General features: G+C 53.8%; 14 protein-coding genes and 1 other annotated feature. Of the genes, 8 read left to right on the top strand and 6 right to left on the bottom strand.

Annotation, left to right across the window (positions count from 1 at the left end; genetic code table 11):
- Nucleotides 1–88: 88 nt before the first annotated feature.
- Together I6L74_RS20000 and rnm are read right to left on the bottom strand one after the other, a co-directional pair.
- On the bottom strand, nt 89–709 hold the full coding sequence (locus I6L74_RS20000; RefSeq protein WP_059179126.1) for an L-threonylcarbamoyladenylate synthase: 621 nt from the start codon (nt 707–709) through the stop codon (nt 89–91).
- Nucleotides 706–1,590 carry an RNase RNM gene (gene rnm / locus I6L74_RS20005; protein ID WP_096759586.1) on the bottom strand — a complete coding sequence of 295 codons (885 nt, stop codon included), beginning with the start codon at nt 1,588–1,590 and terminating at the stop codon, nt 706–708. The genes I6L74_RS20000 and rnm overlap by 4 nt, the downstream gene beginning before the upstream one ends.
- 159 nt (nt 1,591–1,749) lie before the next feature.
- Nucleotides 1,750–1,844: a sequence feature (Trp leader region), on the top strand.
- Nucleotides 1,845–1,867: 23 nt separating this feature from the next.
- On the opposite strand from rnm, the gene I6L74_RS20010 reads away from it, so the two are divergent.
- The 8 genes from I6L74_RS20010 (at nt 1,868) to I6L74_RS20045 (ending at nt 10,499) form a co-directional block, all read left to right on the top strand.
- Nucleotides 1,868–3,430, top strand: coding sequence for an anthranilate synthase component 1 (locus I6L74_RS20010; RefSeq protein ID WP_059179147.1), 1,563 nt, complete (start codon nt 1,868–1,870; stop codon nt 3,428–3,430).
- Nucleotides 3,430–5,025 (top strand): bifunctional anthranilate synthase glutamate amidotransferase component TrpG/anthranilate phosphoribosyltransferase TrpD, encoded by a 1,596-nt coding sequence (trpD, locus tag I6L74_RS20015; RefSeq protein WP_059179148.1) that lies wholly within the window; start codon nt 3,430–3,432, stop codon nt 5,023–5,025. Before I6L74_RS20010 ends, trpD begins: the two co-directional genes overlap by 1 nt.
- 3 nt (nt 5,026–5,028) lie before the next feature.
- Nucleotides 5,029–6,387 (top strand): bifunctional indole-3-glycerol-phosphate synthase TrpC/phosphoribosylanthranilate isomerase TrpF, encoded by a 1,359-nt coding sequence (gene trpCF / locus I6L74_RS20020; protein ID WP_059179149.1) that lies wholly within the window; start codon nt 5,029–5,031, stop codon nt 6,385–6,387.
- Between the two features lie 10 nt (nt 6,388–6,397).
- Nucleotides 6,398–7,591 carry a tryptophan synthase subunit beta gene (trpB, locus tag I6L74_RS20025; RefSeq protein WP_059179150.1) on the top strand — a complete coding sequence of 398 codons (1,194 nt, stop codon included), beginning with the start codon at nt 6,398–6,400 and terminating at the stop codon, nt 7,589–7,591.
- On the top strand, nt 7,591–8,400 hold the full coding sequence (gene trpA / locus I6L74_RS20030; protein ID WP_059179151.1) for a tryptophan synthase subunit alpha: 810 nt from the start codon (nt 7,591–7,593) through the stop codon (nt 8,398–8,400). Before trpB ends, trpA begins: the two co-directional genes overlap by 1 nt.
- Nucleotides 8,401–8,603: 203 nt before the next feature.
- Nucleotides 8,604–9,815 (top strand): selenium metabolism membrane protein YedE/FdhT, encoded by a 1,212-nt coding sequence (yedE, locus tag I6L74_RS20035; RefSeq protein ID WP_059179152.1) that lies wholly within the window; start codon nt 8,604–8,606, stop codon nt 9,813–9,815.
- Nucleotides 9,812–10,045: a sulfurtransferase-like selenium metabolism protein YedF gene (yedF, locus tag I6L74_RS20040; RefSeq protein ID WP_059179153.1), complete on the top strand. Its 234-nt coding sequence runs from the start codon at nt 9,812–9,814 to the stop codon at nt 10,043–10,045. Before yedE ends, yedF begins: the two co-directional genes overlap by 4 nt.
- Before the next feature lie 139 nt (nt 10,046–10,184).
- Nucleotides 10,185–10,499 (top strand): PTS sugar transporter subunit IIB, encoded by a 315-nt coding sequence (locus I6L74_RS20045; protein ID WP_059179154.1) that lies wholly within the window; start codon nt 10,185–10,187, stop codon nt 10,497–10,499.
- 52 nt (nt 10,500–10,551) lie between these two features.
- Here I6L74_RS20045 and I6L74_RS20050 read toward each other — a convergent pair whose 3' ends face one another.
- The 4 genes from I6L74_RS20050 to I6L74_RS20065 all read right to left on the bottom strand — a co-directional run bounded on the left by I6L74_RS20050 (nt 10,552) and on the right by I6L74_RS20065 (nt 13,137).
- A complete protein-coding gene (locus tag I6L74_RS20050; protein WP_059179155.1) occupies nt 10,552–11,052 on the bottom strand; it encodes a GNAT family N-acetyltransferase in 501 nt (166 codons plus the stop codon).
- Nucleotides 11,053–11,274: 222 nt separating this feature from the next.
- Nucleotides 11,275–11,802 (bottom strand): rhodanese family protein, encoded by a 528-nt coding sequence (locus tag I6L74_RS20055; RefSeq protein ID WP_059179156.1) that lies wholly within the window; start codon nt 11,800–11,802, stop codon nt 11,275–11,277.
- Nucleotides 11,799–12,116 (bottom strand): ArsR/SmtB family transcription factor, encoded by a 318-nt coding sequence (locus tag I6L74_RS20060; RefSeq protein ID WP_059179157.1) that lies wholly within the window; start codon nt 12,114–12,116, stop codon nt 11,799–11,801. Before I6L74_RS20060 ends, I6L74_RS20055 begins: the two co-directional genes overlap by 4 nt.
- A 394-nt stretch (nt 12,117–12,510) precedes the next feature.
- Nucleotides 12,511–13,137, bottom strand: coding sequence for a YagU family protein (locus I6L74_RS20065; protein ID WP_059179158.1), 627 nt, complete (start codon nt 13,135–13,137; stop codon nt 12,511–12,513).
- Between the last annotated feature and the right edge of the window lie 240 nt (nt 13,138–13,377).

The following is a 13,377-nucleotide window of genomic DNA, read 5'->3' on the forward strand; positions in this document are numbered from 1 at the left end:
CAGGTGTCGCCTTCACAGGCGTCGAATTAGGGTCAAAAAAGCGATTTCCCGCTATTTTGATGGCCGCGTAGTATATCTGCTTATACCTTTACAAGAAAGGCTTAACGTCGCCCACGCCTTCACGAATCACTTCAGGCGCCTCTTCCGTCAGATCAACAACCGTTGTCGGCTGCTGGCCGAGATACCCGCCGTGGATAATCAGGTCAACCTGCTTTTCCAGACGGTCTTTGATTTCTTCCGGATCGGACTCCGTAAAATCACTGCCTGGCAGCATCAGCGACGTAGAAAGCATCGGCTCGCCAAGCGTTTCGAGCAACATCTGGGCAATCGGGTTGGAGGGCACGCGCATGCCGATCGTTTTGCGTTTTTCCTGTAACAAACGGCGCGGCACTTCCTTGGTTCCTTTCAGAATAAAAGTATAGTTGCCCGGCGTGTTGTTTTTAATTAAACGAAACGCGACGTTATCCACGTAGGCGTAGGTCGAGATTTCGGAGAGATCGCGACACATCAGGGTAAAGTTATGCCCATCCGGCAAATGACGAATGCGGCAGATACGTTCCATCGCCCCTTTGTCTTCGATTTTACAGCCCAGCGCATAGCCGGAATCCGTTGGATAAACGATCACGCCGCCCTTACGAACGATTTCAACGGCCTGATTGATCAAGCGCGCCTGTGGGTTATCCGGATGAATATAGAAAAACTGACTCATACTTCCCTCTCTTCAATGTGTTGCTGTGGCTGTTCCCAGAGCTGCCAGACGGGCTCTACGCCTGCGGGCAACCAGAGCTTGCGCCCCAGTTCAATCCACGCGCAAGGCTGATGGAAATCAGAGCCTTGCGAAGCCAGTAAACCAAACTGGCGGGCGTATGCCGCATGCTGCGTGCGCTCATTGGGAGCCTGCTGGCATTGGGCGACTTCCATCGCTTCACCGCCGAGTTCGGCAAAGTGAGCCAGCAGCCTTTTCAGCCACTTAGCTGACAGGTTGTACCGCCCCGGATGGGCCAATACCGCCTTTCCGCCAGAATGATGAATGACATCAATAGCTTGTTTTATTGTACACCACTGTGGAGGAACGTAACCGGTTTTACCGCGCGCGAGATATTTTTTAAATACATCGGCAAAGTTACTGGCTTTACCGGCCTCAACCAGGAAGCGCGCGAAATGGCCCCGCGTTACGGCTCCGCCGTTGGCGAGACGTTGTGCGCCTTCCAGCGCACCGGGGATCAACGCTTTTTCAAGTCGTTCACCGATCAATACAGCGCGCTGGTTACGACGTTCTTTCTGCTCTTCCAGAAAGGCACACAGCGCCGGATGCGCAATATCAATGTTCAAGCCCACAATGTGAATTTCGTGATTTTCCCAGACGGTGGAAATTTCTACGCCAGAGATGAGGTTCAACGCCAGTCCGCTGCGCGCGATTTCCACTCGTGCTGCCGGAATAGCATCTGTGGTGTCGTGATCGGTAATAGCCAGCGTCCCCACACGCATTTCGACGGCACGGTGGACCAGCGCTTCAGGCGTGAGCAGCCCATCAGAGGCTTGCGTATGGCTGTGTAAATCATAAATCACGGCGTATTTTGTCTCGCTCAAAGCGGTTTCCATCACAGGTTTATCGTATTTTAGAAGGCTATGATAACGGCTTGCGCGGAAATTCTGAAATCAGGGGTTGACAACGCCCCATTGAACTAGTTAACTAGTACGAAAGTTCACTCAAGAAGGTATCTGAAAATGAAAGCACATTTCTCCCAGCACGGTTGGTGGCGCACTTCCTGAATATCGGGCAGTGTCATTCGTGTGCGTTACGAAAACAGATACCTGGCCCGCGACTATGCGGGCTTTTTTATGAACAGAATATGAGAACAACAATATGCAAACAGCCAAAACAAAACTTGAGTTGCTGACCTGCGAAGCAATTTATCGCCATAACCCTACCGCCTTGTTTCAGCAAGTCTGCGGCGCACGCCCTGCCACGCTGCTGCTTGAATCCGCCGATATCGACAGCAAAGACGACCTCAAAAGCCTGCTGCTGGTAGACAGCGCATTACGGATTACGGCTTTAGGTGACACCGTCACTATTCAGGCTTTATCCGAGAACGGCGCGTCGTTGCTGCCGCTGCTCGATGCCGCACTGCCTGCGGGCATCGAAAATGAAAAACGTCCAGAATCCCGTACATTGCACTTCCCTGCGGTAAGCCAACTGCTGGATGAAGATGCGCGTCTGTGCTCGCTGTCCGTTTTTGATGCGTTCCGCTTGCTGCAAAATCTGGTTGATGTTCCTGAGAACGAGCGTGAAGCGATGTTCTTTGGCGGGCTGTTTGCCTATGACCTGGTTGCCGGATTTGAAGATTTACCCGAAACCGAGCAAGGCAACCGCTGCCCGGATTACTGCTTCTATCTGGCAGAGACCCTGATGGTGATTGACCATCAGAAGAAATACACCCGCATTCAGGCCAGTCTTTTCACGCCTTCCACTGCCGAAAAACAGCGCCTTGAGCAACGTATCGAACAGCTGCAACAGCAGATGACGGAAGAACCCACTGCGTTACCGGTGCAAAGTATCGAGCACATGCAGTGTGAAGTCAGCCAGACGGACGATCAGTACGGCGCGGTTGTCCGCCAGATGCAAAAAGAAATTCGTGCAGGCGAGATTTTCCAGGTGGTGCCGTCACGTCGCTTCTCGCTCCCTTGCCCTTCGCCACTGGCCGCATACGACGTGCTGAAGAAAAGCAATCCGAGTCCGTATATGTTCTTTATGCAGGACAACGATTTCACACTGTTTGGCGCATCACCGGAAAGCTCGCTGAAATTCGATGCGACCAGTCGTCAGATTGAGATTTACCCGATCGCCGGGACGCGTCCACGCGGTCGCCGCGCGGATGGTTCACTGGACCGCGATCTCGACAGCCGCATCGAGTTAGAAATGCGTACCGACCACAAAGAGCTTTCTGAGCACCTGATGCTGGTTGACCTGGCGCGTAACGATCTGGCGCGCATCTGTACACCGGGCACCCGTTACGTCGCGGATTTAACCAAAGTTGACCGCTACTCCTTCGTGATGCACCTCGTTTCCCGCGTGGTGGGCGAGCTGCGCCACGATCTCGATGCGCTGCACGCCTACCGCGCCTGCATGAATATGGGCACCCTGAGCGGCGCGCCAAAAGTGCGTGCGATGCAGCTCATCGCGGGTGCCGAAGGCCGTCGTCGCGGCAGTTACGGCGGCGCGGTCGGTTACTTCACCGCCCATGGCGATCTGGATACCTGCATCGTGATCCGCTCGGCCTATGTCGAAGACGGCATTGCCACCGTCCAGGCGGGCGCTGGCATCGTTCTTGATTCTGTTCCGCAGTCTGAAGCTGACGAAACTCGCAGTAAAGCACGCGCGGTCTTGCGCGCTATCGCCACCGCACATCACGCACAGGAGATTTTCTGATGGCTGACATTCTGCTGCTCGATAATATCGACTCCTTTACTTACAACCTGGCAGACCAGCTGCGTGCAAACGGCCACAACGTGGTGATTTACCGCAATCATGTCCCGGCGCAAACGCTGATTGAACGTCTGGAAACCATGCAAAACCCGGTGCTGATGCTTTCTCCAGGCCCCGGTGCGCCAAGCGAAGCAGGCTGTATGCCTGAGCTGTTGACCCGTATGCGCGGCAAACTGCCGATTATCGGGATTTGCCTGGGGCATCAGGCGATTGTTGAAGCCTATGGCGGCTATGTTGGTCAGGCGGGTGAAATCCTGCACGGTAAAGCCTCCAGCATTGAACACGACGGTCAGGCGATGTTTGCCGGGCTGCCAAACCCGCTCCCGGTGGCGCGTTATCACTCGCTGGTGGGCAGCAACATTCCGGCGGGTCTAACGATCAACGCCTCTTTCGAAGGCATGGTGATGGCCGTGCGTCACGATGCGGATCGCGTATGTGGTCTGCAATTCCATCCGGAATCCATTTTGACCTCCAACGGCGCACGCCTGCTGGAACAAACCCTGAACTGGGCGCTACAGAAACTGGAGCAAACCAATACGCTGCAGCCGATTCTTGAAAAACTGTATCAGGCGCAAACGCTCACCCAGCAGGAGAGCCACCAGCTTTTCTCCGCCGTCGTGCGCGGCGAGCTGAAGCCAGAACAGCTGGCAGCCGCGCTGGTGAGCATGAAAGTGCGCGGTGAGCAACCGCAGGAAATTGCCGGTGCCGCTACCGCTCTGCTGGAAAATGCAGCCCCCTTCCCGCGCCCGGATTATCAGTTTGCGGATATTGTCGGGACCGGCGGTGACGGCAGCAACAGTATCAATATCTCCACGGCCAGCGCGTTTGTGGCAGCGGCCTGTGGCATGAAAGTTGCGAAACACGGTAACCGCAGCGTCTCCAGCCGCTCGGGTTCGTCTGACCTGTTGGCCGCTTTTGGCATCAACCTGGAGATGAACGCTGAACGTTCGCGTGAAGCGCTGGACGATTTGGGCGTCTGCTTCCTGTTTGCACCGAAATATCACACCGGTTTCCGCCACGCGATGCCGGTTCGCCAGCAGTTGAAAACCCGCACGCTGTTTAACGTGCTTGGGCCATTGATCAACCCGGCGCATCCGCCGCTGGCGCTGATTGGCGTCTACAGCCCTGAACTGGTTTTACCGATTGCTGAAACCCTGCGTGTTCTGGGTTATCAACGTGCCGCCGTGGTTCACAGCGGCGGGATGGATGAAGTGTCGCTTCATGCTTCAACGCTGGTTGCCGAACTGCGCGACGGTGAAATCCAAAGCTACCAGTTAGAAGCGTCAGACTTTGGTTTGACGCCGTACCGCCAGGAACAGCTCGCTGGCGGCACACCGGAAGAAAACCGTGACATTCTGACACGCTTGCTACAAGGTAAAGGTGAGGCCGCCCACGAGGCCGCTGTCGCCGCGAATGTCGCGATGTTGATGCGCTTACACGGTGAAGAAGATCTCCAGGTTAACGCGCAGAAAGTGATGGCCGTATTGCGTTCTGGCGCAGCTTACGACCGCGTTACCGCACTTGCGGCAAGAGGGTAAATAATGCAGACCGTTTTAGCAAAAATCGTTGCCGATAAGGCCATCTGGGTTGAAGCCCGCAAAGAACAGCAACCGCTGGCCAGTTTTCAGAATGATGTTGTGCCAAGCAGCCGCCGTTTTTATGACGCCCTGAAGGGCGCTCGCACCGCTTTTATTCTGGAGTGCAAAAAAGCCTCGCCGTCTAAAGGCGTGATCCGCGACGATTTTGACCCTGCGCGTATCGCTGAGGTCTACAAACATCACGCATCGGCCATTTCGGTGCTGACGGATGAAAAATATTTCCAGGGCAGTTTTGATTTTCTGCCGATTGTCAGCCAAATCGCGCCGCAGCCGATTTTGTGCAAAGACTTCATCATTGACGCGTACCAAATCTGGCTGGCACGTTTTTATCAGGCTGACGCCTGCCTGCTGATGTTGTCCGTTCTGGATGACGAACAGTATCGCCAGCTCGCAGCCGTGGCGCACAGTCTGAATATGGGCGTGCTGACCGAAGTGAGTAATGAAGAAGAACTGGAGCGCGCGATTGCGCTCGAGGCCAACGTCGTTGGCATCAACAACCGCGACCTGCGCGATCTGTCCATTGATCTGAACCGTACGCGTCAGCTTGCTCCGCGTCTGGGTGCGGGTGTCACGGTCATTAGCGAATCGGGCATCAATACTTACGCTCAGGTGCGCGAGTTGAGTCATTTCGCAAACGGCTTCCTGATTGGCTCAGCTATGATGTCCTGCGAGGATTTAAACGTCGCCGTACGTCGCGTGCTGCTGGGCGAAAACAAAGTCTGTGGTCTGACTCGCGGTCAGGATGCTGCGGCAGCGCTCGAAGCGGGCGCGATCTATGGCGGTTTGATTTTCGTTGACGGCTCGCCGCGCACTCTTTCAGAAAGCCAGGCACGAGACGTGATGGCCGCCGCGCCGCTCAGCTACGTTGGCGTGTTCCGCGATGCGCCCGTTGAGGACGTCGTAGCAAAAGCCGAAAATCTCTCCCTCGCCGCCGTTCAACTGCACGGCAGCGAAGACCAGCACTATATCGACGCGCTGCGCCAGGCATTGCCTGCGCAGATCCAGATCTGGAAAGCGCAGAGCGTAAGCAACACTTTACCGCCTCGCGATTTGAATCACGTTGATAAGTACGTGCTCGATAACGGCCAGGGCGGCACGGGCCAGCGTTTCGACTGGTCGCTGCTGAACGGTGAGAAGCTGGATAACGTCCTGCTGGCGGGTGGCTTAAGCCCCGACAATTGCGTAGAGGCCGCGAAAGCGGGCTGCGCAGGTCTCGATTTCAATTCAGGCGTAGAGTCCCAACCGGGAATCAAAGATGCCAGCAAACTGGCCTCGGTATTCAAGACGCTGCGTGCATATTAAGGAAGAGAAAATGACAACACTATTAAATCCGTATTTCGGCGAGTTCGGTGGTATGTACGTTCCGCAAATTCTGATGCCTGCCCTGCGCCAGCTCGAAGAGGCGTTTGTTAGCGCTCAGAAAGATCCGGCTTTCCAGGCCGAATTTACCGACCTGCTGAAAAACTATGCGGGTCGCCCGACAGCGCTGACCAAATGTCGTAACTTGACCGAAGGCACCAAAACCACGCTGTACCTCAAGCGTGAAGATTTGCTGCACGGCGGCGCGCATAAGACCAACCAGGTACTCGGCCAGGCGTTGCTCGCCAAACGCATGGGCAAAACGGAAATTATCGCCGAAACGGGTGCCGGGCAGCACGGCGTAGCGTCGGCGCTGGCCAGCGCCCTGCTCGGTCTGAAATGCCGCATCTATATGGGTGCCAAAGACGTTGAGCGTCAGTCACCGAACGTGTTCCGTATGCGTTTGATGGGTGCAGAAGTGATTCCTGTGCACAGCGGCTCCGCGACGTTGAAAGATGCCTGTAACGAAGCGCTGCGCGACTGGTCTGGCAGCTATGATACCGCGCACTACATGCTGGGTACGGCGGCGGGCCCACACCCCTTCCCGACCATTGTGCGTGAATTCCAGCGCATGATCGGCGAAGAAACCAAAGCGCAGATCCTCGAAAAAGAGGGCCGTCTGCCGGATGCGGTGATCGCGTGTGTGGGTGGCGGTTCGAATGCCATCGGCATGTTCGCTGACTTTATTGATGACACCAGCGTCGGTTTGATTGGCGTTGAGCCTGCCGGTCACGGCATTGAAAGCGGCGAGCACGGCGCACCGCTGAAGCACGGTCGCGTGGGGATTTATTTCGGTATGAAATCGCCGATGATGCAGACCGACGAAGGGCAGATCGAAGAATCGTATTCCATCTCGGCAGGCCTCGACTTCCCGTCCGTCGGGCCACAGCATGCGCATCTGAACAGTATCGGTCGCGCAGATTATGTGTCGATTACCGATGACGAGGCGCTGGAAGCCTTCAAAACCCTGTGCCGCAACGAAGGGATTATCCCGGCACTCGAGTCTTCTCATGCCCTTGCTTACGCACTGAAAATGATTAAAGAGGCCCCGGAAAAAGAGCAGTTACTGGTGGTTAACCTTTCCGGTCGCGGTGACAAAGACATCTTCACCGTTCACGATATTTTGAAAGCACGAGGGGAAATCTGATGGAACGCTACGATAACGCATTCGCTGAACTGAAAGCCCGCAAGGAAGGCGCCTTTGTTCCCTTCGTCACGCTTGGCGATCCAGGGCCTGAGCAGTCGCTGAAAATTATCGACACTCTGATTGCCGCCGGTGCCGATGCGCTTGAGCTGGGGATCCCCTTCTCCGATCCGCTGGCAGATGGCCCAACCATTCAAAGCGCAACTCTGCGTGCGTTTGCATCCGGTGTGACGCCAACGCAGTGTTTTGAAATGCTGGCGACTATTCGTCAGAAATACCCAACCATTCCTGTTGGCCTGCTGATGTACGCCAACCTGGTGTTCAACCGCGGGATCGATGAGTTTTACGCCGAGTGCGCACGCGTCGGTGTGGATTCCGTGCTGATCGCTGACGTACCGATTGAAGAGTCTGCGCCGTTTCGACAGGCGGCGATGCGTCACAACATCGCACCGATTTTCATCTGCCCACCGAATGCCGATGACGAACTGCTGCGCCAGATTGCCTCTCACGGTCGCGGCTATACCTATTTGCTTTCCCGCGCGGGCGTGACCGGCGCTGAAAATAAAGCGGCCGTTCCGCTGCATCACCTGGTCGAAAAACTGGCTGAATACCACGCCGCGCCGCCGTTGCAGGGTTTCGGTATTTCTTCCCCGGAGCAAGTGACAGCCGCCATTGATGCTAATGCTGCGGGTGCAATTTCGGGTTCAGCGATTGTGAAAATTATCGAGAAAAACGTCGATAAGCCCGATCAGATGCTGACGGAGCTTCGCGACTTTGTCACCGTAATGAAAGCCGCGACTCGCCACGCCTAAGGCTCTCGCCGCCCGGCGTCATCCGGGCGGCGAACTTGACTACCGCTTTCGTACCGCGCACGCGGGCAAAAGGGGTAGACCAGAATTGATCTGTTCGAGCTTTTCGAACGCCCTCGCTTTTCAAATATTCCCCGCAGCGTATTATTCCGTTTTCTTTCCGGCACTCAGCCGCGCAAACCCCTTCTGAGTTCAGAGGTTTACACATGTCATGGCAACACTTCAAACAGGCATACCTGATTAAGTTCTGGTCCCCTGTACCTGCAGTTATCGCTGCGGGGATCCTCTCTACCTACTATTTTGGTATCACCGGCACCTTTTGGGCGGTCACGGGCGAGTTTACCCGCTGGGGTGGACAGCTTTTACAGCTTGGCGGGATCCACGCCGAAGAGTGGGGTTACTTTAAGCTGATCCATCTGGACGGCACGCCGCTCACACGCATCGACGGCATGATGATTATCGGTATGTTCGGCGGCTGTTTTGCTGCCGCGCTATGGGCCAATAACGTCAAACTGCGGATGCCCAGGAGCCGCATCCGTATCGCACAGGCGATTGTGGGCGGGATTATCGCAGGCTTCGGCGCACGTCTGGCGATGGGCTGTAACCTGGCCGCCTTCTTCACGGGCATTCCCCAGTTTTCGCTTCACGCCTGGTTCTTTGCTGTTGCGACCGCCATCGGCTCGTACTTTGGCGCACGCTTCACGCTTCTGCCGATATTCCGCATTCCGGTCAAAATGACCAAAGTCAGCGCAGCCTCACCGCTGACGCAAAAACCCGATCAGGCACGACGCCGTTTCCGTCTGGGTATGCTGGTGTTTTTCGCCATGGTTGCCTGGGCGCTGTGTACGGCGATGAATCAACCAAAACTCGGGCTGGCCATGCTGTTCGGCGTGGGCTTTGGGTTATTGATCGAGCGTGCGCAGATTTGTTTTACTTCCGCGTTTCGGGATATGTGGATCACGGGCCGCACGATGATGGCGAAAGCCATTATTGCCGGGATGGCCGTAAGTGCGATCGGTATTTTTAGCTATGTTCAGCTCGGCGTTGAGCCCAAAATCATGTGGGCTGGCCCAAATGCGGTCATTGGCGGCCTGCTGTTTGGCTTTGGCATTGTGCTGGCGGGTGGTTGCGAAACCGGCTGGATGTACCGTGCAGTTGAAGGTCAGGTGCATTACTGGTGGGTGGGGCTCGGCAACGTCATCGGGTCAACGATTCTGGCGTACTACTGGGACGATCTTTCCCCCGCATTAGCGACGAGTTGGGATAAAGTAAATCTGCTGAGTACCTTTGGTCCCCTGGGCGGATTGCTGGTGACATACGCCCTGCTCCTGATCGCGTTTTTACTGGTTATCGCGCAGGAGAAACGCTTTTTCCGCCGCGCAGCGCGTCAATCTGAAAGACAGGAGAATGCTGCATGAAAGAGATCGTTCCCGACTATCGCCTCGACATGATGGGTGAACCCTGCCCTTACCCTGCCGTCGCCACGCTCGAAGCGTTGCCGCAGCTCAAGAAAGGGGAAATTTTGGAAGTGGTCAGCGATTGCCCCCAATCCATCAATAATATTCCGCTGGATGCGAAAAACCACGGATATACCGTCCTCGACATTCAGCAGGACGGCCCGACTATTCGTTATTTGATTCAGAAATAGCGCTCAACACAACGCCCTCTCTCGGGGCGTTGTTTTCCCTCACCGTTACGGCTAAAAAACAACCAGCACATTGCGTTAGCTCTCATTTTCTTTTGATGAGCGGGAATACTGTATCCTGAGTTTCCATGAGGATATTCTAATGAAAAAATTACTGATCTGTTGTCTGTTCGGCAATACCGCTCAGTCTCTGGCTAAAAAAATGCAGCATTCTGCCGATGAACAAGGCATTAAGATTCTGGTCAGCGCCGTCGGTCTGGATAATTTTGCAAGCGTCGCCCCGGCGTTTGACGCCTATTTAGTCGCGCCCCATATTCAGTACAAACTGGAGGAGCTAAGGAAAGAAATTGCTGAAGGACTGCCCATGACGGTGATCGAAAGCTATCCGTTTGCGTCGCTGGATGGTGAGAAAGTGCTGGCGTTTGCGCTTGAGAATATGCCGGAACTGACGCAGTAACAGAGTGGCAAAATGCTGAGAAAACAGGCCGCCGTGAGACCCGTTTTCTCTGTTAGTGAACCTCATACAGAATGAAATGCATCTCTAAAGCATCATCCAGTAAAATATGTTCATCGAAATGACCCTTACTCACTGAGCCAATAGCAGATCGCCAGAATTGCAGTGCAGCGGTGTTTTCGAACATCACCCGGGTTTGCCAAAGCCCGGGGCGATGTTGCACTGCAAGGCGAAAAGCTTCTTTGCCCACGCCCATCCCTTTGAATTTGCGCAAGATGAAAAACTGGTCAATATCATAACGTTCAAGATTATGCGGATAGCGTCGCAACAAACAGAAACCCGCCAGTTCCTCAGCGTGATAAATCAGAAACGGCCAGTGGTCTTTACGCTCCCAGTGTGGGTCCAACAGCGACGCGTTATAGCTATATTGCCCGTCACTCCCGCACGGCCATTTGCCATATTCAGCGAGATCGTAAACGTAATAATGAAAAAGGTTTTCGACAATATGCCGATGTTGCGCCGCTGATCGCAGACTCACGGTATTATCCGCAGACATTTTCGCTCTCCTTTAAAAAACCAGGCCATAGACACAGAAACTCAGCGAAAGCCCATGAGAGCTTAATCACGCAGTATGGTTAATCTAACCGCTCTCCCCGCTGATTACGAAGAGTGATGAGAAGCCACATGCGGCGCATCGTTCTTGTTAATGACAGCTCTGTGCCTGAAACGGCCATCACAAACACTGAACAAGCTTGATCAAAAGGAATGTGGGCAATGGCTATTTCGCCGGTCTGTTCCAGGGCATTTTCAACAGTAAACTTGCCATGCCACACCAGCCACTCACCCCGGCAAACAGTAAACCCGCGCCGACAAAGCCTGACAGTAAAAACAGCCCGCTATTCACGGTGTATCCCAATACGACGCCCGTAAGAATGAGAGTGCCTGCGACGATCTGAACTTGTCTCATTATCGGCAACGGCTGCCTTTTGTCTTCAGTCGTGGGGAGTTGGGCACTCTTCCACGCGTTGATACCACCCGTCATCAGTAAAACCGGCGCGGGATTTACTGCGTTGATGAGCGTTGTGGCGTTCTGGGCCGTGCGCATCCCTGACTGACAATGAAAAATAACGGGCTGTCGCTCTGTGCCATCCACTCTTTTACCTTCCGCAATGTCGGAAAGAGGCACAGAGCGCGCATTAGGTATGTGCTCACGCAGATATTCAGCACGGTCTCGAATATCAATGAGTAAGGCCCCTTGTTCAATACGCTTTTTTGCTTCCAGCGGTGATACAGATTCAGGCATCATTTGAGGTCCTCCGGACAGAAAATGTCTTTTAAGGTAGAGATGACTTTTTTAACAGCCAGGTCTTTGATGAAATAGTTCACGCGTTGCGCCACCCTCTCCGACTCAATCAAACCATCATCTTTCATCTTTGCCAGATGCTGTGAGGTTGCAGAGGGCGTTAAGCCAGTCAATTGCCCCAACTCCCCTGACGAGGTGCCAGGCCTGTCAATGAGAATGCAGAGGATTAATAGTCGCTTGCTGTTACTCATCGACTTAAGCAGTGTTGTTGCCAGCGAGGCGCTTTCCTGCAATTGGTGCAACTGAGTATTTTTCATTTTCAACTTTAGAATTGTCTAAATTTAGAAAACTCTAAATCAAAAGACACTCGTCCGCAATCGAAAAATCTCAAGCGATGCAAAGCCGCTGTACTGTCTGTGGTGTGAGCCGGCTTTCGGGTAAACCGACGAATTTGGCTAATCTGGCTTGTAACGATGTGCAGGCCGCATCAGAACGCCCGATAAACTTCACAGTGAGCTCCAAACGTGGTCAATAATCCCCCGCGTATCAGACTGGAAGCCCTCAAACCCTCGCGCCCACTGGCTGTTCGTGTGCTGTCCACGCCCAGGACTTTGCCGTTCTGCTTGAGATACTGGAAATAAAAAGGCCGCCCGTAGGCAGCCCTTGAATAAACCCGCGCTTCTGGCGGGCTCTTAATGTTTGTTGCTTTGTTTATCTGAACGACGAATTCAGAGAAACTTCAGCGTCAGGTTCGTGCGTAATTCTGTTTCGGAGGTCACGACGAATGATCTCGATAGACCAGAACCATATTAAGTGCCCAACTATCTCAGAAACGTTTTCATACCACGGAAGGTCGAAAAGCGGTGGGGTCAAGCCCATAAGTGGGAATGAAATCATATGGACAAATAACTGAGCCAGCGCACCGGCCAGCAGCCCCTGCCATAACTTAATTTTAGGGAACACTTCTGCAACGACACAATACCCAACGGCGAACACGGTAGAGAATATAATGTGCGTTACACCAACCCAGTTAAAAGCATGCCCGGCAAAGGTATAGACAGCTGCATTAGGGTCAACCAATCCAAGCCAGTCGCGTAGAAAAATGTAGGGAGGATTTAGGAAGTTTCTGGAGCAGTCGATTTGCCCGGCAGCCCGAATTAATGATTCAGGTCCACACGCACTGGTAAATATATCAACTGGACTACGCGGTGGAAGGGGAACTTCAGCGCCCCATTTCACAAATGCCGAAACCACCCCTGAAATAAGCCCTATAAACAATGCAACACCGTAACGCCGTCTGCGAGGTTCGGTCTGCACAAAAAAGTCTTTTACCGCCATAATTCCACCACTTAAATGAATATTTACAGTTCCTTAATATTCATTAAGTTGGACGATTCACATTTTGATACAGATCACACTTTTCACGGCAATCTCATTAAATTTACTTTCAAAACAAGAAGCCCGTGCTGGGACGGGTTGCTTTGCCTGTGGCGAGTATTATCCAGAACCCAGCGTGTCGATGTGCCGATCGTGCAATTGATCATAGTGACCACAAGGCAAATTGAGCCTGGTGCGTGA

It is taken from the genome of Lelliottia amnigena, from assembly GCF_019047465.1.
In the GTDB taxonomy this organism is placed as follows: Bacteria; Pseudomonadota; Gammaproteobacteria; order Enterobacterales; family Enterobacteriaceae; genus Enterobacter; species Enterobacter amnigenus.